The organism is Agrobacterium sp. 5Ca39, assembly GCF_055382365.1.
Map to the genome: position 1 here is coordinate 937,621 of NZ_AP026436.1, position 20,199 is coordinate 957,819.

The 20,199-nt window shown below is 60.8% G+C and carries 23 protein-coding genes; 11 read left to right on the forward strand and 12 right to left on the reverse strand.

Annotation, left to right across the window (positions count from 1 at the left end; translation table 11 throughout):
* Positions 1-9 precede the first annotated feature (9 nt).
* From ACZ47E_RS04600 to topA, 4 genes are read right to left on the reverse strand one after another with little or no spacing between them, the layout of a single operon-like run.
* Positions 10-678: an NUDIX hydrolase gene (locus ACZ47E_RS04600; RefSeq protein ID WP_022556046.1), complete on the reverse strand. Its 669-nt coding sequence runs from the start codon at positions 676-678 to the stop codon at positions 10-12.
* Positions 679-696: 18 nt separating this feature from the next.
* Complete coding sequence (locus ACZ47E_RS04605; protein WP_004441365.1) at positions 697-1,140, reverse strand: DUF983 domain-containing protein; 444 nt, start codon at positions 1,138-1,140, stop codon at positions 697-699.
* 42 nt (positions 1,141-1,182) lie between these two features.
* Complete coding sequence (rnr, locus tag ACZ47E_RS04610; RefSeq protein ID WP_037089085.1) at positions 1,183-3,537, reverse strand: ribonuclease R; 2,355 nt, start codon at positions 3,535-3,537, stop codon at positions 1,183-1,185.
* Positions 3,534-6,218, reverse strand: coding sequence for a type I DNA topoisomerase (topA, locus tag ACZ47E_RS04615; RefSeq protein WP_278067388.1), 2,685 nt, complete (start codon positions 6,216-6,218; stop codon positions 3,534-3,536). Before topA ends, rnr begins: the two co-directional genes overlap by 4 nt.
* A 259-nt stretch (positions 6,219-6,477) precedes the next feature.
* Between topA and ACZ47E_RS04620 the strand changes: the two genes are divergently transcribed.
* Positions 6,478-6,711, forward strand: a complete 234-nt coding sequence (locus ACZ47E_RS04620) for a hypothetical protein (protein WP_037089089.1) — start codon at positions 6,478-6,480, stop codon at positions 6,709-6,711.
* Here the strand turns inward: ACZ47E_RS04620 and dprA are convergent.
* Genes dprA through ACZ47E_RS04640 form a run of 4 tightly spaced genes read right to left on the reverse strand, consistent with a single transcriptional unit; the run spans position 6,664 to position 10,720 of the window.
* The gene (gene dprA, locus ACZ47E_RS04625; RefSeq protein ID WP_278067389.1) at positions 6,664-7,806 is read right to left on the reverse strand and encodes a DNA-processing protein DprA; all 1,143 of its coding nucleotides are present in this window, start codon (positions 7,804-7,806) and stop codon (positions 6,664-6,666) included. The two genes, ACZ47E_RS04620 and dprA, sit on opposite strands and share 48 nt — an antisense overlap.
* A 20-nt stretch (positions 7,807-7,826) precedes the next feature.
* Positions 7,827-8,444, reverse strand: coding sequence for a glycerol-3-phosphate 1-O-acyltransferase PlsY (plsY, locus tag ACZ47E_RS04630; RefSeq protein ID WP_004441376.1), 618 nt, complete (start codon positions 8,442-8,444; stop codon positions 7,827-7,829).
* A gap of 45 nt (positions 8,445-8,489) precedes the next feature.
* Positions 8,490-9,782 (reverse strand): dihydroorotase, encoded by a 1,293-nt coding sequence (locus ACZ47E_RS04635; RefSeq protein ID WP_278067390.1) that lies wholly within the window; start codon positions 9,780-9,782, stop codon positions 8,490-8,492.
* Complete coding sequence (locus ACZ47E_RS04640; RefSeq protein ID WP_003502441.1) at positions 9,779-10,720, reverse strand: aspartate carbamoyltransferase catalytic subunit; 942 nt, start codon at positions 10,718-10,720, stop codon at positions 9,779-9,781. The genes ACZ47E_RS04635 and ACZ47E_RS04640 overlap by 4 nt, the downstream gene beginning before the upstream one ends.
* 129 nt (positions 10,721-10,849) lie before the next feature.
* Between ACZ47E_RS04640 and ACZ47E_RS04645 the strand changes: the two genes are divergently transcribed.
* The 5 genes from ACZ47E_RS04645 (at position 10,850) to ACZ47E_RS04665 (ending at position 14,771) form a co-directional block, all read left to right on the forward strand.
* Positions 10,850-12,502 (forward strand): acyl-CoA dehydrogenase family protein, encoded by a 1,653-nt coding sequence (locus ACZ47E_RS04645; protein WP_004441382.1) that lies wholly within the window; start codon positions 10,850-10,852, stop codon positions 12,500-12,502.
* A 137-nt stretch (positions 12,503-12,639) separates the two neighbouring features.
* Positions 12,640-13,251, forward strand: coding sequence for a GNAT family N-acetyltransferase (locus ACZ47E_RS04650; RefSeq protein WP_004441384.1), 612 nt, complete (start codon positions 12,640-12,642; stop codon positions 13,249-13,251).
* 149 nt (positions 13,252-13,400) lie between these two features.
* Complete coding sequence (locus ACZ47E_RS04655) at positions 13,401-14,045, forward strand: TetR/AcrR family transcriptional regulator (protein ID WP_004441386.1); 645 nt, start codon at positions 13,401-13,403, stop codon at positions 14,043-14,045.
* A 250-nt stretch (positions 14,046-14,295) separates the two neighbouring features.
* A complete protein-coding gene (locus ACZ47E_RS04660) occupies positions 14,296-14,457 on the forward strand; it encodes a hypothetical protein (RefSeq protein WP_158273746.1) in 162 nt (53 codons plus the stop codon).
* The gene (locus ACZ47E_RS04665; protein ID WP_004441389.1) at positions 14,454-14,771 is read left to right on the forward strand and encodes a DUF6105 family protein; all 318 of its coding nucleotides are present in this window, start codon (positions 14,454-14,456) and stop codon (positions 14,769-14,771) included. The genes ACZ47E_RS04660 and ACZ47E_RS04665 overlap by 4 nt, the downstream gene beginning before the upstream one ends.
* On the opposite strand, the gene ruvX is transcribed toward ACZ47E_RS04665, so the two are convergent.
* Both ruvX and ACZ47E_RS04675 read right to left on the reverse strand, forming a co-directional pair.
* A complete protein-coding gene (ruvX, locus tag ACZ47E_RS04670; protein ID WP_045534082.1) occupies positions 14,723-15,202 on the reverse strand; it encodes a Holliday junction resolvase RuvX in 480 nt (159 codons plus the stop codon). The two genes, ACZ47E_RS04665 and ruvX, sit on opposite strands and share 49 nt — an antisense overlap.
* A gap of 14 nt (positions 15,203-15,216) precedes the next feature.
* Positions 15,217-15,519 (reverse strand): zinc ribbon domain-containing protein YjdM, encoded by a 303-nt coding sequence (locus tag ACZ47E_RS04675; RefSeq protein ID WP_045534083.1) that lies wholly within the window; start codon positions 15,517-15,519, stop codon positions 15,217-15,219.
* Between the two features lie 84 nt (positions 15,520-15,603).
* On the opposite strand from ACZ47E_RS04675, the gene ACZ47E_RS04680 reads away from it, so the two are divergent.
* The 4 genes from ACZ47E_RS04680 to ACZ47E_RS04695 all read left to right on the forward strand — a co-directional run bounded on the left by ACZ47E_RS04680 (position 15,604) and on the right by ACZ47E_RS04695 (position 18,750).
* Positions 15,604-16,308: a metal-dependent hydrolase gene (locus ACZ47E_RS04680; RefSeq protein WP_278067391.1), complete on the forward strand. Its 705-nt coding sequence runs from the start codon at positions 15,604-15,606 to the stop codon at positions 16,306-16,308.
* Positions 16,309-16,432: 124 nt separating this feature from the next.
* A complete protein-coding gene (gene gatC, locus ACZ47E_RS04685) occupies positions 16,433-16,720 on the forward strand; it encodes an Asp-tRNA(Asn)/Glu-tRNA(Gln) amidotransferase subunit GatC (protein WP_004441400.1) in 288 nt (95 codons plus the stop codon).
* Positions 16,721-16,774: 54 nt separating this feature from the next.
* On the forward strand, positions 16,775-18,256 hold the full coding sequence (gatA, locus tag ACZ47E_RS04690; protein WP_004441402.1) for an Asp-tRNA(Asn)/Glu-tRNA(Gln) amidotransferase subunit GatA: 1,482 nt from the start codon (positions 16,775-16,777) through the stop codon (positions 18,254-18,256).
* A 20-nt stretch (positions 18,257-18,276) separates the two neighbouring features.
* Positions 18,277-18,750, forward strand: coding sequence for a GNAT family N-acetyltransferase (locus ACZ47E_RS04695; RefSeq protein ID WP_153775483.1), 474 nt, complete (start codon positions 18,277-18,279; stop codon positions 18,748-18,750).
* 56 nt (positions 18,751-18,806) lie between these two features.
* Here ACZ47E_RS04695 and ACZ47E_RS04700 read toward each other — a convergent pair whose 3' ends face one another.
* Entirely contained in the window at positions 18,807-19,064 is a 258-nt protein-coding gene (locus tag ACZ47E_RS04700; RefSeq protein WP_006698014.1) for a YjhX family toxin, read from the reverse strand.
* A 272-nt stretch (positions 19,065-19,336) separates the two neighbouring features.
* On the opposite strand from ACZ47E_RS04700, the gene ACZ47E_RS04705 reads away from it, so the two are divergent.
* The gene (locus ACZ47E_RS04705) at positions 19,337-19,846 is read left to right on the forward strand and encodes a GNAT family N-acetyltransferase (protein WP_278067392.1); all 510 of its coding nucleotides are present in this window, start codon (positions 19,337-19,339) and stop codon (positions 19,844-19,846) included.
* On the opposite strand, the gene ACZ47E_RS04710 is transcribed toward ACZ47E_RS04705, so the two are convergent.
* The gene (locus tag ACZ47E_RS04710; protein WP_220329814.1) at positions 19,828-20,160 is read right to left on the reverse strand and encodes a DUF1294 domain-containing protein; all 333 of its coding nucleotides are present in this window, start codon (positions 20,158-20,160) and stop codon (positions 19,828-19,830) included. The two genes, ACZ47E_RS04705 and ACZ47E_RS04710, sit on opposite strands and share 19 nt — an antisense overlap.
* Positions 20,161-20,199 lie beyond the last annotated feature (39 nt).

Below are 20,199 nucleotides of genomic sequence, written 5' to 3' on the forward strand. Positions count from 1 at the left end.
TGACGGCCTTTATACAAAGTCTCGAATGAACCGGCCGTGGCGCGTGACATAAAGCCGCGCGGGGCTTTCATAGGGCAGTGAGGGATCACCTATCATGAAATTTGTGACATCTTCGAGAACCGTACGCGTGATTTTCGGCATGTTCAGACCGGAAAGGTCTGTCATGTCAAGCCATTGCACGTTGTGAAGCTCTTCGGAATCCCGGGTTAGCCGGATATCCAGCCGCAATTCGTCGGCATAACAGCAAAAGAATCGCGTGTCGTAACGCCTGACATTGCCGGGCGGTGTGATGGCGCGCGCCACATAGCGAAAACAGGAGAGGTCCGGACCTTCAGTGGCCGGCCCAAGCTCGACCCCGGTTTCCTCCACAAGTTCGCGCGCGGCGGCAAGCGCCAGCGCCCTTGCCCCGGCGACGCTCAGGCGCCGCGAAGCCGACGCCGTCAGGCTGTCAAGGACAGCGGGATGCAGATCGCCGGAAAAGGGCAGCGCATGGTCGCGCGGGTCGCGTTTGCCGCCTGGAAAGACATAAGTGCCGGGCATGAAGACGTGGGCGCTGCTGCGCTGGCCCATCAGCACCCGTGTCGTCGGGCCGGATCGGTCGAACAGAATGAGGGAGGCGGCATCGCGCGGCCGCAATGGCGCGCTTGCCGCTTCCGCCTTGGTGGAATGCCGGGGCATGTACAAGACCCGCGCGCGTCAGTGCGAGGAGCCGTCTATCTGTATCTGCGGTTTTTTCCCGTCGAAGCCATGCATGCGCAGCGCCCATTGCAGACCGATGACGCCGCCCTTGATGGGCTGCAGCGTCAGAAGCGCGGCCAGAATTGTGATCGGTACCCAGATGGCGAAATGAGCCCACATGGGAATGTTTAGAACCATGTCCGTCATCATGAAGCCGCCGACCGCGATGTGGCCGATGATGACGATGGAGATATAGGGTGGCAGGTCGTCCGACCGATGATGGTGCATTTCCTCGCCGCAGGCCGCGCAGGCGTCCACCGGCTTCAGCCAGGCGCGGAAGAGGCGGCCGCTGCCACAGGCCGGGCAGCGATTGGCCATGCCGCGCATGATGGACCGGCCAAGCGGCCGCTCGGCGCTATCGTCTCCGAAGGTAACTGTCTCCGAGCCCTGATGTGCACTCATCCTTAAGTCCTTCCCGTCCGTTCAACCGCTGAGGCGGCTTTGTTATCGTCGCCTTCTCGGCGGCCGTGTTCCGGGCTTGGCGGCAGCCCGTGCTGTCCGCCGTCCGGCCTTGTGGAACGAGCGCACGCCCACCGGCATCTTCCGCCCGGGACTCAGCATATCGAATCTGAGCGCACCCGCCAGCGGCACCGCTTCCGCGAGCCTTACCTGCACCGTGTCGCCAAGCTGATAACCAAGACCGGTCTTTTCCCCCGTGAGAGCCTGATGGGCTTCGTCATACAGGAAATAATCCGTTCCGAGTGTAGATATAGGAACGAAACCATCAGCGCCAAACTGCGGAAGCGCGACAAATAGTCCCGCCTTGGTGACACCGCCGACCCGGCCCTCGAATTCCTCGCCGACCCGCTCGGAAAGATGATGCGCGATCAGGCGGTTGACGGTGTCGCGCTCTGCTGCCATGGCGCGGCGCTCGAAGGTCGAGATTTCAGCGGCGATATCGTCGAGTGTCGCTTCTTCCTGTGGCGTGATGCCGCCTTCACCGAGCCCCAGAGAGCCCACCAGCGCGCGATGCACGATGAGGTCGGCATACCGGCGGATCGGCGAGGTGAAATGGGCATATTTCATGAGGTTCAGGCCGAAATGGCCGATATTTTCGGGGCTGTAAATAGCCTGGCTCTGGCTGCGCAGCACCATCTCGTTGACCATGATCTGGTGCGGCGTGTCGAGAGCGCGTGCCAGAATGCCGTTGAAGGAATTGGCGCGCATGGCCGCACCCTTGGCCATGGAGATGCCGATCGTGCCGAGAAATTCGCGCAGCACCTCCTGCTTGGAAAGCGTGGGCGCATCGTGGACACGGTAAACCAGCGGCTGTTTCTTTTTTTCCAGCGTCTCGGCGGCGGCGACATTTGCCTGGATCATCATTTCTTCGATCAGCTTATGCGCATCGAGACGTTCGGGAATGACCACGGAGTCGACCGTGCCGTCAGGGCGAAGCTTGATCTTCCGCTCGGGCATGTCGAGTTCCAGCGGCTGGCGCCGGTCACGGCCTCGCTTCATCACCTCATAAGCGTGCCACAGGGGCTTCAGGATCGGCTCCAGCAGCGGTCCGGTCTTGTCGTCGGGCTTGCCGTCGATCGCTGCCTGTGCCTGCTGGTAGGAGAGCTTGGCGGCGCTCTTCATCATGATCCGATGGAAGGTATGGCCGGCCTTGCGGCCTTCCTTCGAGAAGGTCATCCGCACCGCAAGGGCAGGGCGGTCGACCCCTTCCTTCAGCGAGCAGAGATCGTTGGAAATACGCTCCGGCAGCATCGGTACGACGCGATCCGGGAAATAAACGGAGTTGCCGCGTTTCAGCGCCTCGCGGTCCAGTGGCGAACCCGACCGAACATACCAGGAGACATCTGCAATGGCGACGGTGACGATGACACCATCGGGATTGTCGGGCGATGTGTCCGGTTCGGCATAGACCGCATCGTCGTGATCCTTGGCATCGGCCGGATCGATCGTGATGAGCGGCAGGTCGCGCCAGTCCTCGCGGTGGGACATCGTCGCTGCCTTGGCCGCATCCGCTTCGGCAAGAACATTCTGCGGGAATATATGCGGGATGCCGTGGGCGTGGATTGCGATCATCGAGATCGCCTTTTCCGAGGCGACGGAGCCGATGACCGAGAGAACCTTGGCACGCGTCAGGCCGTAACGACCGCTGTTGCGCGAGGTTTCGACCTCGATCAGATCGCCATCCTTGGCATCGCCGACGCCATCAGGATCGATGACCATTTCCTCGCCGCGGCGATCGATTGGCATCAGCCGTCCGCCGCCGCCGGGCGTCTCCTTGAACACGCCGAGCAGTGCATTCTGGCGGCGGTCGATCAGCTTGACGACGCGGGCGGTGTAGGCGGGACCGGTGCTTTCCTTCGAGGGGAAGATTTTCGCGAGAATACGGTCGCCGAGACCGGCGGCCGGGGCCTTCTTGCCACGGTCCTGCGAGGACTGGCGGATCAGCACAGCCGGCGCTGCGCCCAAATCCTCAGGCCATTCCGCCGGGCGGCCGATCAGCTCGCCGTCCTTGTCGCGGGTCGTGATGTCGAGAACCGTTACGGGCGGCAGGCCGCCCGGTCGCGTAAGCGACTTGCGGCTCTTGTGCACCATGCCGTCGACTTCAAGTTCCTTCAGCAGCGCCTTGAGGACAACGCGGTTCTCACCCTTCAGCCCGAAAGCCTTGGCAATTTCGCGTTTGGAAGCCTGTTGCGGATGATCTGCGATGAATTTCAGCAGCACTTCGCGCGAAGGCACCTCGCCGTGGATGATGCCTTCACCTTCGCTCACCCGCTTGCCGCGCCCGGTGCGTCCGAAACCGTCGCTGGCGGAACCCTGTCTCTGACGCGGCGCTTTGCTCACTCTGCTGCCTTCTTGGGTTTGGCCGCTGCCTTCGGCTTGGCGGCCGTCTTGCTCTTTGTTGCCGCCTTGGCCTTGGTCGCCTTCGGCTTTGCAGCGGCGTCACCATCGGCCTTCTTGGCGGTTGTTTTCTTGGCCTTGGCGGACTTGCCGCCGGTGCCGGTCTTGGCAATGCGCTCGGCGATCAACACGAGCGCCTCGTCCAGCGTCACGGATGCCGGATCCTGCCCCTTGGGAATGGTGGCGTTGACCTTGCCCCAGTTCACATAGGCGCCGTAGCGCCCGTCACGAACGGTGATCGGGCCGCCATCAGGGTGGTCGCCCAACTCCTTGAGAGCAGCGGGCGTGCCGCTACGGCCGCGTCCCGGACCCTTGCTCTGCTTTTCAGCAATCACGGTCACGGCGCGGTTGAGGCCGATCGAGAAGACGTCCTCGATACTCTCCAAGTTCGCATAGGAACCATCATGCAGCAGGAAAGGTCCGTAACGGCCGAGACCAGCCGAGATCATCTTGCCGGTTTCCGGATGCTTGCCTATATCGCGCGGCAGGTTGATGAGCGCCAACGCCTTTTCGTGATCGATATCCTCAGGCTTCCAGCCCTTCGGCAGCGAGGAGCGCTTGGCTTCCTTGCCGTCACCGCGCTGGATATAGGGCCCGAAACGGCCGGAGCGCAGCGTCAGCTCCTCGCCGGTCATGGGATCAGCGCCCAGCGCCTTCGGCTCGTTGAGAGCAGCGGCTTCGGCTTCCGCGCCATCGGAGGTCAGCTGGCGGGTATAGTTGCACTCAGGGTAGTTCGAGCAACCCACAAAGGCACCGTATTTGCCGAGCTTCAGCGACAGATTGCCGGTGCCGCAAACCTGACAGATGCGCGGATCGGAACCATCCTCGCGCTTCGGGAACACCAGCGGCGCCAGAACCTCGTTCAGCGCATCCAGCACGTTGGTGACGCGCAGTTCCTTGGTATCTTCGATCTGCGCAAAGAAATCCTTCCAGAAATCGCGAAGAACCTGCTTCCAGTCCAGTTCGCCGGCGGAAATGCGGTCGAGCTTTTCTTCAAGGGCGGCGGTGAAATCATACTCGACGTATTTGGTGAAGAAGCTTTCGAGGAAAGCCGTCACCAGCCGGCCACGCGAATGCGGCACCAGCTTGCGCTTGTCGATGACGATATATTCGCGGTCGCTCAGCGTCTTCAGCGTTGCCGCATAGGTGGAAGGGCGGCCGATGCCGAGTTCTTCCATCTTCTTGATCAGAGACGCTTCCGAGTAACGCGGCGGCGGCTCGGTGAAGTGCTGGCTGGCATTGATCTTCTGCTTGGCGAGGTTGTCGCGCTCATTGATCGGCGGCAGACGGCCTTCGTCGTCACCATCGTCGCTCTGCTCGCCATCTTCCTTCTGGTCGGTATAAGCGGCGATAAAGCCGTCGAAGCGGATGACGGAGCCAACGGCGCGCAGGCCAGCCTTCTCGCCGCCGTTGCTGGCGAGAATTTCAACCGTCGTGCGCTCGATTTCGGCTGACGCCATCTGGCTCGCAATACCGCGTTTCCAGATCAGCTCGTAAAGGCGCAGCTGGTCGGCATCGAGGTAACGCTTCACCTGATCCGGTGTGCGGTTGAAATCGGTCGGGCGGATCGCCTCGTGCGCTTCCTGCGCATTTTTGGCCTTGGTAGAGTAGAAACGCGCTTTTTCCGGCACGTAACGGTCACCGAACTGCTCGCCAATGGCCTTGCGGGCGGCATCTATGGCTTCAGGGGCCATCTGCACGCCGTCGGTACGCATATAGGTGATCAGACCGACGGTCTCGCCGCCGATATCGATGCCTTCATAAAGCTTCTGCGCCACCTGCATGGTGCGCGAGGCGCCGAAGCCCATCCGCGAAGAAGCCGCCTGCTGCAGCGTCGAGGTCGTAAAGGGAGGGCTGGGATTGCGTTTGACGGGTTTCGCCTCAACGCTATCCACCACATAGGTCGCGCCTTCGAGCAGCGCTTTCAGCCGGTTCGCATCGTCGCCGGTCTTGATGGCGCGGTTCTGCAATCGCTTGCCATCGGCCGAAACCAGCCTGGCCTCGAACTCGTCACCGCGCGGTGTCTTCAAAAGTGCACTGATGTTCCAGTATTCTTCGGAAACGAAACGCTCGATTTCGGATTCGCGATCGCAGACGAGACGCAGCGCCACGGACTGCACCCGGCCGGCCGAACGTGCACCCGGCAGCTTGCGCCACAGAACCGGAGAGAGGTTGAAGCCGACGAGATAGTCGAGCGCTCGGCGGGCGAGATAGGCGTCCACCAGCGGCACATCGATGTCGCGTGGGTTCGCCATCGCGTCCAGCACCGCTTTCTTGGTGATGGCGTTGAAGACGACGCGCTTCACCGGCTTGTCGCCGAGAACCCGCTTCTTCTTCAAAAGATCGAGAACATGCCAGGAAATGGCTTCCCCTTCGCGATCCGGGTCGGTTGCCAGAAAGAGGCCGTCGGAGGATTTTACCGCATCGGCAATATCCTTCATGCGCTTGGCGGACGCGCTATCGACCTCCCAGGACATTTCGAAATCCTGGTCGGGCAGCACCGATCCGTCCTTGGCAGGAAGGTCTCTGACGTGGCCAAAGGATGCAAGAACCTTATAGCCCGAGCCAAGATACTTATTGATCGTCTTGGCTTTGGCAGGAGATTCTACGACGACGACATTCATATTGTTCTTCTCTGGAACTGGTCCGTTAACGTGGCCCCGGTTGCAGCCTATTGCCGCAATTGGCCTTCTTTATAATTCGACATGGACAGGTAATGCCCGCTGGTCAAGAGGCAAGCCCGATTTTCTCGCTTCCAGGTGACTACAACCTATGGATAATCTATCGTTGTATTGCAATCTTTGGTAAATTGGTTATGATGGGCAACATCATTTGAACAGACTTAATGCTTCCCGTTTCAGGGTGAATTTTCAGGATAAATATATGGTCCCGAACGCAACAAACAATAATGCCGATAATGAAGGGACCAGAGAGAGCTTGGCATACATCCGCCAGATGCTGGCGGAACTGCGGCAGGTGGCCCACCGGGAAGGTGCCGATATGCTGTGCTATCTCATCGAGATGGCCTATGTCGAAGTCGGTGATATCCAGAGCGGAAGGCGCAAACTCTCAATCCGCGATGAAGAGCGACACGCGCCCCCCGGCATGCCGGTTTAGACGCCCGGCAATATCGAGCTCCAGCAGCACCAGATGAACGGTGGCGGCGGAGAAACCCGTGTGTCTGATGATGTCGTCGATCTCCACAGGCGAGGGACCGAGAGCAGCGGCGATGATGCTGCGCTCGTCGTCTCCCGGTGGTGACATTTCAGCGTCCTGCTGCGGTTCCTCGATCTTCCGGTCATTGGGCAATTGCGGCTCCATCAATGGTCGCAGTGCATCAAGAATATCGGCCGCTCCCGTAGTCAGCATGGCACCTTCCTTGATCAGCCGGTTCGTGCCTTCGCAGCGCAAGTCGAGCGGCGAGCCGGGCACGGCGAACACCAGTCGTCCCGCTTCACCGGCAAGCCGCGCCGTGATCAGCGAGCCCGAACGCTCCGCCGCCTCGACGATGACGACGCCGAGTGACACGCCCGCGATCAACCGGTTGCGCCGCGGGAAATCCCGGGCGCGCGGCTCCCAGCCGAAAGGCATTTCGCTGATCGTCGCGCCGCCCTGATCGTATATCTCCTGCAAAAGTCCGAAATTTTCCTGCGGGTAGGGCCGGTCGAGACCGCCTGCCAGCATTGCCACCGTGCCCGTTGAAAGGCTCGCCCTGTGGGCCGCCGCATCGATGCCGCGCGCCAGCCCCGAGGCGATCGTATAACCGGCGCGGCCACAGTCGCGCGCAAGCATGGCGGCGAATTTTGCGCCGTTGATCGAAGCGTTGCGCGAACCGACGATGCCGACGCAGGCTCTCGTCGCCGTATCCGCCGATCCTTTCATGGCGACCAGCGGCGGCGCGCCGTCCACATGCCGCAGAGCCGGCGGATAATCCGGTTCGCCGATGCCGACGAAACGCGCGCCGAAATTCTCGGCCGCCTCAAGCTCCCGTTCCGCCTCTGCCTGTGTGGTGATGCGCGGACTGCGCGACGAACCGCCACGGCGCGACAGTTCGGGCAGCGTATCCAGCGCTTTTTCAGCGCTGCCGAAATGATTGATAAGTTCGCGAAAGGTGACGGGACCGATATTATCGCTGCGGATCAACCGTAGCCACGCCACCCGCTGCCGCGCGGAAAGCTCTATGCCCTGCCGTGTCGTTTCCTCATGCGGCATGGCATATCCCCGAGACGGCCTCAGCCCTTTTGACCGATCCTGCTTTCGGTGCCCGCCAGCAGCCGGGCAATGTTCTCGCGATGTTTCCACCAGGAAATCACGCTGAGCAGCGTCACGAGCAGCGCTGTTTTTTCTGGTCCGAGGACCCAGAGGGCAACGGGGATGACCAGCATTGCCACGAGCGCAGAGAGCGACGAATAGCGGGTGATGAAGGCGGTCGCGAGCCAGATCAGCGCGAAGGCCAGCATCATTAGCGGAGCGGCGCCCAGCAGCACCCCGATATAAGTCGCCACGCCCTTGCCGCCCTTGAAGCCCAGCCAGACTGGAAAGAGATGGCCGAGAAAGGCGAAGAAACCGGCTACGAGGGAGGCCTCATAACCCCAGAGCGCATTGGCGACCAGAACTGCCGCCGTGCCCTTGAGTGCGTCCAGCAACAGGGTCGCGGCGGCGAGCTTCTTGTTGCCGGTGCGCAGCACGTTGGTCGCGCCGATATTGCCGGAGCCGATCTTGCGCACGTCGCCCAGCCCGGCCATGCGGGTCAGGAGGAGGCCGAAGGGAATGGAGCCCAACAGATAGCCGATCAGCGCCGAAAGCGCGAGAAGGGCAGGCGCGGTCTGCCAGTCAGTCAAAGCACTCATTCAATATCCCCTCTGTCCCGCCTGCCGCGTGATCTGTTGATGATCTTATGCCAAGGAATGAACGGCTTTGCCAGCCACATAAGTGGCGATGGCGCGACCGCTGAACCGGGCATCCTCGAACGGCGTGTTCTTGGATTTCGAGACCAGCTGTTCCTTGGCCACGAGCCACGGTTCGTCGAGGTCGATCAGGGTGATATCGGCCTGGGCACCCGCTTTCAGCGTTCCTGCATCGAGACCGAAAATCTTGGCCGGGCGAGTGGAGAGCGCATCGATAAGCCGCATCAGCGGAACTTCACCACTGTGGTGGAGGCGCAGCGCCGCCGCCAGCATGGTTTCGAGCCCGACCGCACCGCTCGCAGCATCCGAAAACGGCAGGCGCTTGGTATCGACATCCTGCGGGTCGTGCGAAGAGACGATGATATCGATCGTGCCGTCCTTCAGCGCTTCCACCATTGCCTTGCGGTCGTCTTCGGCGCGCAGCGGCGGGGAGAGCTTGAAGAAAGTGCGATATTCGCCGATATCGTTTTCATTGAGCGTCAGGTGATTGATCGAGATGCCGCAGGTGGCCTTCACGCCCCGCTGCCGCGCAGCCCGGATCGCCTCTGCCGATTCCGGCACGGAAATCTTGGCGGCGTGGTAGATCGCCTGCGTCAGGCCAGCAATGCGCAGGTCACGCTCCAGCGGAATGATCTCGGCTTCCTTGGGAACGCCTGACAGGCCGAGCCAGCTCGCGAAAAGCCCCTCGTTCATGTCGCCGCCGCCGATGTATTTGTCGCGGGTTTCGAGCGCGATGACAGCGCCGAGTTCACGGGCATAGGTCATGGCGCGGCGCAGCACCAACGTATCGGACAGCGCCTTGCGGCCGTTGGTGAAGGCCACCGCACCGGCTTCCTTCAGCATGCCGAATTCGGTCATTTCCTCGCCCCGCAGACCCTTGGTCAGGGCGGCTGCCGGATGCACATTGACGATTGCCTTGTCACGCGCCGTCTTTTTCACATATTCGACAAGGGCGATGTCATCGATCACGGGATCCGTATCAGGCATCATGATGATGCTGGTGACGCCGCCGGCCGCTGCCGCACGCGATGCGGATTCGATGGTTTCGCGGTGTTCGGCACCGGGTTCACCAACGAAGACGCGGGCATCCACCAGACCGGGAACGGCCACGACACCCTTGCAGTCGCGCACCGTCGCAGCATCGGGCGCCCCCTGATTGTGAGCGTCTTTTCCTGAAGCAAGAATGGTACCATCGGCGCCAATGACGATGCTGCCGTTCTCGTCGAGATTACGGGAGGGATCGACGATGCGGAGGTTCTTGAGAACGGTAACGGCACTCATACGCGCTCACCCTGATTTTGCGAGACAAGCAGGGTTTCCATGACGGCCATGCGCACGGCGACCCCCATTTCAACCTGGCTTTCGATGACGCTCTGCGGGCCATCGGCCACTTCGGAGGCGATTTCCACGCCGCGGTTCATCGGGCCAGGATGCATGACAAGCGCATCTTCCTTGGCCGCCTTCAGCTTTTCGGCATCCAGACCGTAATAATGGAAATATTCACGCACTGAAGGCACGAAGGAGCCGGACATGCGCTCACGCTGGAGGCGCAGCATCATCACCACATCGGCATTCTTCAACCCTTCCTTCATGTCGTGAAAGACTTCCACGCTCATGTCGCGAATGCCCGAAGGAAGAAGCGTGGCCGGGGCGACGACACGAACCCGCGCGCCCATCTGGTTGAGAAGGATGATATTGGAGCGGGCAACGCGCGAGTGCAGTACGTCGCCGCAGATCGCTACGGTGATACCTGAAAGCTCGCCCTTGGCGCGGCGGATGGTCAGCGCGTCGAGCAGCGCCTGCGTCGGGTGCTCGTGCTGGCCGTCGCCGGCATTGACCACGGAGCAGGCGACCTTTTGGGCGAGAAGCGCTGCGGCACCGGCCGAGGAGTGGCGCACGACAAGCACATCCGGGCGCATGGCATTCAGCGTCATCGCCGTGTCAATCAGCGTTTCGCCTTTCTTCACCGAGGAATTGCCGACCGACATGTTCATCACATCTGCGCCAAGCCTCTTTCCGGCCAGTTCGAAGGAGGATTGCGTCCGCGTCGAAGCCTCGAAGAAGAGATTGATCTGTGTCAGGCCCCGAAGCGTCGAGGTCTTTTTCTCGCGCTGGCGGCTGATTTTCACCGCCTCATCGGCCTTGTCGAGAAGCAGGGTAATATCCTGATGGGAAAGCCCCTTGATGCCGAGGAGATGGCGATGGGGAAAAAAGACCATGGAAATTGTCCTCCGGGTCGCAATAGTCAACGGGTCTATAAAGACAGGTGGCGTTGCGGGCAAGCATGCGATAAGCCGGGTTTTGGCATATACACGCAATAAAGCACGAATCCCGATAGAAGGATGCGAATGACAGGCATGAACCGGACAGAAGAACAGCTCGCCGAACTGAACCAGCCCAGCCTCTGGTCCGGTATCAACGCCTATCGTTCCGATCCGCTGATCGTCGATCTGACCTCCGGCCTGTCACGCAATCTGAGGGACGAGTTCGATCAGATCGGCCGCTATGTCACCTCGCATGAGGCGCAGGAACTGGCGCGTATGGCGAACCAGGGCGTGCCGCAGCTGCACACCCACGGCCCGCGGGGCGAGCGTCTGGACCAGGTGGAATTCCACCCGGCATGGCACGCGCTGATGCGCCGTTCCATGTCCTCGGGCCTGCATTCCAGCGTGTGGGAAAACTCGCCCGACACGCGCGGTAACGAGCACAAGGCCCGCGCGACGAAGTTCTACCTGACCTCGCAGCTGGAAGCCGGTCATCTCTGCCCGCTGACCATGACCAGCGCTTCCGTTGCCGCCATCATGGCGTCTCCGCGTGTGCAGAAGGAATGGGCGCCGAAGATCCTCTCGCGCAAATATGATTCCGCACAGAAGCCGGCCTTGCAGAAAACTGCCGTCACCATCGGCATGGGCATGACAGAAAAGCAGGGCGGCACGGATGTGCGCGCCAACCGCACCACGGCAGAGCGGGTGGGCGAGGGCATCTACCGTCTCTCAGGCCACAAGTGGTTCCTGTCTGCGCCGATGAGCGACGGTTTTGTCATGCTGGCCCAGATGGGTGACGGCATGGGCTGTTTCCTCGTGCCGCGTTATCTCGAGGACGGTTCGAAAAATGGTCTGCACTTCCAGCGTTTGAAGGACAAGCTGGGCAATCGATCCAATGCATCCGCCGAAGTCGAATTCACCGATGCCTTCGGTTATCTGCTTGGCGATCCCGGTAGCGGCATCCGCACCATTCTCGACATGGTGACGCTGACGCGGCTCGATTGCGCGCTGGCGTCGGCCGGCATGATGCGCGCCTCGCTTGCCGAAGCCGTGCACTACGCCCGCGGTCGCTCCGTTTTCGGCAAGATGCTGGTCACCCAGCCGATCATGACGCGCGTGCTTGCCGACATGGCGCTCGATGTAGCGGCCGCAACCGCGCTTTCCTTCCGGCTGGCGAGTGCTTTTGATGCCGCCCGCAACAATCCGGCCGAGGCCGCCTATGCGCGGGTGATGACGCCGATCGTGAAATACTGGTGCTGCAAGATTGCGCCGGCGCTCATCTACGAAGCCATGGAATGCCTTGGCGGCAATGGTTACGTGGAAGAGCGGCCGATTGCCCGCCACTATCGCGAAGCGCCCGTCAATGCCATCTGGGAAGGGTCCGGCAACGTCATGGCGCTGGATGTCCTGCGGGTTCTCCAGCGCGGCAAGGACCTGTTCGATCTCGTCTTCCAGACGCTGGAGCGTGATCTCGGACCTGCTGGCAAGAAGACAACGGACGTGCTGCGCGCGGCAATCGCACTTGCCGAGCGCGACGAGGGTGCGGCTCGCCTTTTGGTGGAGCAGTTCGCGCTTGCGGCCGCTGCCGCCGAGCTTTGCCGCCTCGGCGCCGGCAAGATTGCCGATGCCTTCCTCGAAACCCGGCTTGCCGGTGGCTGGCGGCATACTTACGGCATGCTCGATTCCCGCTTCGATCCGACTTATATAATCGATCTTCTTTATCCGCCTGCAGCTTGAGCGATGGATGCGGATGAAGTTTTTACAGTTCCGGCGGGAGGGGTCTCGGATTTGAAAAACAGCAATGGCCTAGGACGTATTCTTGTCTGTCACGATAGCTTCGCACATCGAGGCGCGGCAATGGAGGATGGCGGCCGATGCTGACTTTTCGCTCCGCTCGTTCCGAGGATGAAGACGCGCTCTATGCCATAAGCCTCGCCACCGGCGACGCCGGGCAGGATGCCACGCCACTTTACAACGATGGCCGCATGGTGGGGCATATCTATTCCGTGCCCTATCTGCATCTGTGGCCGGATGCTGTATTCGTTGCCGAGGATGAGGAAGGCGTCTGCGGTTACATCGTCGGCGCGCTCGATACGGCCCTGCATGAAGAGCGACTGGAGCGGGAATGGTGGCCGCATCTGCGCGCCATCTATGCCGATCCTGGGGGCGACCAGCAGACATGGGACGCCGACCAGCGCCGAGCCCATTTCATTCACCACCCACGCCGCACCCCGGCCTGGCTCACAGATCCGTTCCCCGCCCACATACACATGAACCTTTTGCCACGCACGCAGGGTAAGGGCGGCGGCACCCGGCTCCTGTCGCGCTGGCTGGATATGGCCCGACAGAACAACGTCTACGGCATCCATCTCGGCGCCAGCGAACGCAACCTGGCCGGAATGCGTTTCTGGGAAACCCGAGGTTTCAAGCGTCTGGACAGCCACGAAACGCCCGGCAGCGTGTGGTTTGGCATGGGGTTGGAGTGAGCGGCTCACGCTGAGGATGCGGGGCGATATTGTTGGCCCCGCCACGTCATCCACAGGAACCTTCCGTCCAATCTTCCCATCACATTGTCCTTGCCTTCATGCTTTGTTAACCCCTGTAGTCAGGCCTTTCAGAAAACGGGTAGGGAATCATGCTGGCGACCGCAGAGGCGATTTCAGCCGACAGACCGGAAAAGCGCATCAAGGATCGCGCTCAGACCGAGAAGGCGATTTTTAATGCGGCGCGGTCGCTGCTTGCCGAAGAGGGATTTCAGGGCTTCGGGATCAATGCCGTTGCTCGCCGTGCCGGCTGCGACAAGCAGCTGATCTACCGTTATTTCGGCGGCCTCGATGGTCTGATTGAGGCGATCGGTGAGGATCTCGGATCCTGGGTTAAGGATCGCATTCCGGAAGATACCGGCGGCATGTTCCTTTTGACCTATGGTGATCTGATGGAAAAGCTGGCGCTCTACTTCATGGATGCGCTGCGCAGCGATCCTCTTGTCTGCAAGATCATCGCCTGGGAAGTTTCCGACGGCTCGCCGCAGGTGCGCCAGCTGGCGGAAGCCCGTGCCAAGTCGCTTGGCAAATGGCTGGAGCGCATGCGCGGTTCGCTGGCAGCGCCGAAGGGTGTTGATACCGCCGCCGTCAATGCCGTGCTGTTCGCCGCCATCCAGCACCTCGTGATTTCCGCCGCCACCAGCGGCCAGTTTGCCGGTGTTGCGCTCAAATCGGATCGGGACTGGGACAAGATCGCCACTGCCGTAAAAAGGCTGGTGCGGGGCGTTTACGGCTGAACCGGTCTCAGACACGGGCCCAGGCAGCCGCGCTGGACGCTGGGCATTAAAGAAAAATCAGCCATGTTCTTACCGGGCCGGCAACCGCTCGGCGCGTCCGTCCGTTCAGCCGGTCACGTTGTTTTCCACATGCCGGCCGCCCGTCGTTAACCATAATCACAGCTTTCATTTGCCTCTCCATCCCAGCCGGTCCAGTGTGGATTAACGAAATGTTAACCATGCGCAATGACTGCGCATAAGGGAGCCGCAAGTGAGCCGCTGGACAGCTTTGGGCGTCATGATGACGTTTTTTGCTATGCTGCCGTTGGATATCGACGTGCCGGCGCTGAACCTCTGCCTGATGGCCGTGGCGCGCTGGGCGGTGCTTGCTGGCATCCCCGATACATTGTTTGTGCGAGGGCAGGCGACATGAAGTGGTTTCTGATCCTGTGGGCCGGTCCTGTCGCGCTGCTGGGCAGCTGGTACTGGCTTTCCTATTACGACATGAGCTTCGGCTTCTACATGCTCACACGTCAGACCCACGATCTCGTCTTCGAGATATACGGGAATATTCTCGGCCTTCCGCCGGAAAGCCTGCCGCCGCTGGTGGCGCGTGCCATTGCGGTCGACAGCCTGATCGTCTTTGCGATTCTCGGTTTCCGCAAGCGCAGGCAGATTTACGCCTGGTGGCAGGGCCGTCAGTCGGCCGCGCGGGTCAGTGCAGAAAGCCTGTCCAGCGCACCCTGAAGAATGAAGCTAGCCGCTGCCGAATCGATGCGTTCGGCCCGCTTGGCGCGAGACACATCCATTTCGAGAAGCGCGCGCTCTGCCGCAACGGTCGAAAGCCGCTCATCCCAGTAAACAAAGGGCAGGGGGGTTTTTTCGCCCATGGTGCGCACGAAGGCGCGGGTCGCCTGCACGCGGGGCCCGGCGGAGCCGTCCATGTTCATCGGAAGGCCAATAATGAAGGCGGCGACCTTTTCCTTTTCAGCGAAGGCCAGCAGCACTTCCGCATCCAGCGTGAATTTCACGCGCTTGATAACGGGGCGCGGTGTCGCAAAACGCCGCGACAGATCCGACATGGCGAGCCCGATGGTTTTCGTACCAAGGTCGAGGCCGGCAATTGCCTGCGCGGGCTGAAGCGTTGCCGCCAGTTCCTCGATGGTGAGTGTTGCCATGTCGCGTGCTGTCCTTATCGCTTGCGGACGAATTCGGTGCGCAGCACCAGACCCTTCACCGCATCATGCCTGCAATCGATTTCTTCCGGATTATCGGTCAGTCGGATCGATTTGATGACCGTGCCCTGCTTGATGACGGTGCTGGTGCCCTTGACCTTCAGATCCTTGATCAAGGTCACTGAATCGCCATCCGCGAGCACATTGCCTGCTGCATCGCGCACTTCCTGCGCGCGTGCCGCTTCTGCGGCCAGTTCGGAAGCAGGGCGCCATTCGCCGGTCGCTTCGTCGTACACATAATCGTCATTGTCAGCGGCCATTGTCGCCCCTCTTAAATACAGGTAGTGCGGTTGTTCAGGCCGTCCTATGTCATATTATACCGGCAATACAAAGGAGAACTTCCCATGAAAATCACCTGGCTAGGCCATTCCGCCTTTCGCCTTGAAAACGGCAGCGCGAAGATCCTCATCGATCCCTTCTTCACCGGCAATCCCGGTTTCGCCGGGCAGGATGGCAAGACGGCGGCCGAAGGCGTCACCCATATTCTGCTGACCCACGGCCATGGCGACCATGTCGGAGATACCGTGCAGCTTGCCCGCGAGGCGGGTGCGACCGTGCTGGCGAATGCCGATCTAGCCGCGTGGCTTTCTGCCAAGGGTGTTGCGAAGGTCGATATGGGCAATACCGGCGGCACCGTTCATTTTGACGGTTTCTCGGTTACCTTCACCAATGCGCTGCATTCCTCCGCCCAGATCACCGAGGATGGCGTTTCCCATTCGCTCGGCAATGCCAACGGCCTGATGCTGCATTTCGAGGACGGTCCAGCCGTCTACCATATGGGCGATACGGATATCTTCTCCGACATGAAGCTCATCAATGAACTGCATCAGCCTGATATCGGTCTCGTGCCGATCGGTGACCGCTTTACCATGGGCGGAGCTGTGGCGGCGCTTGCTTGCCAGCGCTTCTTCAAGTTCCAGCACGTGCTTCCCTGCCATTACGGCTCCTTCCCGATAATCGACCAGACGCCGGAGAAATTCGTGGCCGGCATGGAAGGCGCCGAAGCGCGCGTCCACACACCCAGGGCGGGCGACGTGCTGTCCTTCTAAGCGTCAACGCCGCATGTCGTGAGCGCAAAACCGCCGCCGAGTTAGCCGCGACATGCTTTCTACCGTTGCGAAGGACGGACATGGTCATTATAGCGAATGGGAAATATCCCATCGGAGTAAAACCATGTCCGTCGATCTCGCCACCGTAAAGCGTGTTGCGCGCCTTGCCCGTATCGCTGTCACTGAAGACGAAGCACAGAACATGCTCGGCCAGCTGAATGGCATACTCGGTTTCGTGGAGCAGCTTTCGGAAGTGAATGTGGATGGCGTCGAGCCGATGACGTCGGTGACGCCGGTGGCGATGAAGAAGCGCGCCGACGAGGTGACCGATGGCGACAAGGCGGACGACATCGTCGCCAACGCGCCCGCGACCGATCGCAATTTCTTCATGGTGCCGAAAGTGGTCGAGTAATCGATCCATCTTGCCGCCCGATTTTTCCGAGATTTTCGAAAGCCGTTGCCGACCATGACCGACCTGACGAGCCTGACCATTGCCGAAGCCCGCGAGAAGCTGAAGGCGAAAGAATTTTCCGCCCTTGAGCTCACCGACGCCTATCTCTCCGCCATCGACACCGCCAACGGTGCGCTGAACGCCTATGTGGCGACGACGCCCGAAAAGGCGCGTGAGATGGCGAAAGCCTCCGACGGCCGTATTGCTGCCGGTTCCGCGGGTGAGCTGGAAGGTATTCCGCTCGGCGTGAAGGACCTTTTCGCAACGCGTGACATTCATACCCAGGCCTGCTCGCACATCCTCGATGGCTTCAAGCCGAAATACGAATCCACCGTCACCCAGAACCTCTGGGATCAGGGCGCCGTCATGCTCGGCAAGCTCAACATGGACGAATTCGCCATGGGCTCGTCCAATGAGAGCTCCTGGTACGGCCCGGCCATCAACCCGTGGCGCGCCAATGGTTCCGAGCAGAAGCTGGTGCCTGGCGGCTCCTCGGGCGGTTCGGCCGCAGCCGTTGCCGCGCATCTTTGCGCCGGCGCCACCGCAACCGATACCGGCGGTTCCATCCGCCAGCCGGCGGCTTTCACCGGCACCGTCGGCATCAAGCCCACTTACGGCCGCTGCTCGCGCTTCGGCATCGTCGCTTACGCCTCGTCGCTCGATCAGGCTGGCCCGATTGCCCGCGACGTGCGCGACGCGGCCATCCTGCTGAAGACCATGGCAAGCGTCGACGCCAAGGACACGACCTCGGTTGACCTTCCTGTGCCGGATTACGAAAAGGCCATCGGTCAATCGCTCAAGGGCCTGAAGATCGGTATCCCCCGGGAATACCGCGTTGACGGTATGCCTGACGAAATCGAAAAGCTCTGGGCCAAGGGCGTCGAATGGCTGCGTGACGCCGGTGCAGAGGTGGTCGACATCTCGCTGCCGCACACCAAATACGCGCTTCCCGCTTATTACATCGTCGCACCGGCAGAGGCCTCGTCCAACCTTGCCCGTTATGACGGCGTCCGCTACGGCCTGCGCGTCGACGGCAAGGACATTGCCGACATGTACGAAAAGAGCCGCGCCGCCGGTTTCGGCAAGGAAGTGCAGCGTCGCATCATGGTCGGCACCTATGTGCTTTCGGCCGGTTATTACGACGCCTATTATCTCAAGGCGCAGAAGGTCCGCACGCTCATCAAGCGCGACTTCGAAAACGTCTTCCACGAGGGTGTGGACGCCATTCTGGCGCCGATCACGCCGTCTTCCGCCTTCGCTGTCGGTGATGAGGAACTCGCTTCCGATCCGGTCAAGATGTACCTGCAGGACGTCTTCACCATCACCGTCAACATGGCCGGTCTTCCCGGCCTTTCGGTGCCTGCCGGTCTTGATGGCAAGGGCCTGCCGCTTGGCCTGCAGCTCATCGGCAAGCCGTTCGAAGAAGAAACGCTGTTCAAGACGGCCCACGCCATCGAGCAGGCAGCCGGCAAGTTCACGCCTGCCAAGTGGTGGTAAGCAGTTTCAAGCTTAGACAGATGAACGAAGCCGATCGCGATGCGGTCGGCTTTGTCGGTTTTGCCGCATGGCGTGCCGGTGAAGCCTTCGACGCCGCCTATCTCGATTCCCATGTCATCGAGCGGGTGAGGGACGAATTCGAAAGCTTCGCCAAGTCTCCGACCGGTGATGTCGTCGTGGCCGAAATCGACGGTGTTGTCGTCGGTTGGGGCGCTTGCGATGCCAAGCCTCATCATATTTCCGATCTGTGGGTGGACCCTACCTGGCAGGGTAAGGGGATTGGCAAAGCGCTGATCCTCCACTTTCTCGACAGGATGCGGGCTGCGGGCCTGCCGCTTGCCACCATCGACACCCATGCGAGAAATCGCGCCGCCATAGGCCTTTACCAGCGTTGCGGCTTTCAGATCGTCTGGCGCGGCATGGAATGGTCCGACATCATGAAAGTCGAACTTGAGAAGGTGAAGCTGGAGCAAATGCTCTCTTATAATTTGTGACCGTCGATGCCGCGTCGCGAACTGCCGGGCGACGGCATTGCCGCCGCCCGGTCAGTTTATCGGTTGTCCAGCTCACCCCTCACAAGTTCCAGCCCGCGCGTGGTAATGCGGTAGGGCTTGCCACCGGAGGAGGCGATGGCTCGCTTCCGTTTCAGCTTGCGGAAGGTGAGGAGATCGAGGCCGCTGAAAATCCATCCTTCGCGCGTGAAGAGCGAAAGTTTTTCAATTTTGCGGGCGTCGTCTCGAACGAGTTCAATTCTGCCGCCCTGGGCGAGCAGGTGAAGAATGCGCTGTTCGGCGCGGGAAATGTCCATTGTTTGAAGTCCGGTCGGCGTCTTCTAGACGCGTGAAAGCAAACCCGGGTGCCGTTAGGGCATCCGGCTCGGTTTCATTTGGCCCGGCGCGCAAGAAAATTGCGGGCAGGGCCTTTACCAGGACTCCGATTGAGCGAACATAAAAACTCCGTTCTTGCTCCTTTTGGGTAATGGGTCAAACCGGCGCGGTCAAGTCCGCAGGGAGCGGGAAAACCACGCTGGTCGAATCGCACCCGCAATGGTTTACTTCAAACGGCCAAGGAGGGCGCGGCTTGATCGTCATTCGCAACGCGTATGAGCAGGAAGCGGAGGTTCTGGCGGCCATCGGCCTCAGGGCGTGGCGGCAGGCAACCGCGGCTCTCGGCATCACACCGACGCTTTACGACAATGCGGCGAGCGCCTTTTCCAATTTCACCCGCTCATCGTGGCTTGCCATCCGCGTCGCGGAACTGGGCGGCTCGGTTGCGGGTTGGGCCGCGCGGGAGCATTTTAACGAGGCGATTTCCGACTTCTGGATCGATCCGGAGTTTCAGCGGAGGGGCGTCGGTAGCCGCCTGCTGGGCGACATCGAACGACTGATAGAGGAAAAGGGCTTCGAGACCATACGGCTTGAAACCCATGCCCAGAATGAACCGGCCGTCGCCTTCTTCCGCTACCATGGCTATAGCATTCGCTGGCTCTCGGTTTCCTATGCGCCGAAGCTGGACCGCGAGGTGCAATCGGTGGGCCTGCAGAAGCAACTGGCTGAGGTCGAGAATGGTCTTTACGGGCCGGCGTTCTGAAACAGGGTTTGTAGAGTGGCCATCAGCCGCATTGGCCAGTCCGGCGTGATGAGGAGCGATGCGACGAGGCCCGCCTGCAAGATGACGATCGATATCAGCTTGCTGCGAAACGGTTCCTTGCGGGTTTTGTGCCGCAGCAACCTTTGCGCCGAGATAGCGCCCGCACTGCCACCCACGAGCGCGAGCAAAAGCAGCGTGCTTTCCCGGATACGCCATCCGCCATTCCTCGCCGCTTCCTTGTCCCACCAATAGACAAAAAAGACGAAGAGATTGAAGGCGATATAAGCCAGAAAGCAGAGAGCGATCGTTTGCATGGCGTGAATTGAAACCTGTAAGGGTAAAAAACGCGTATC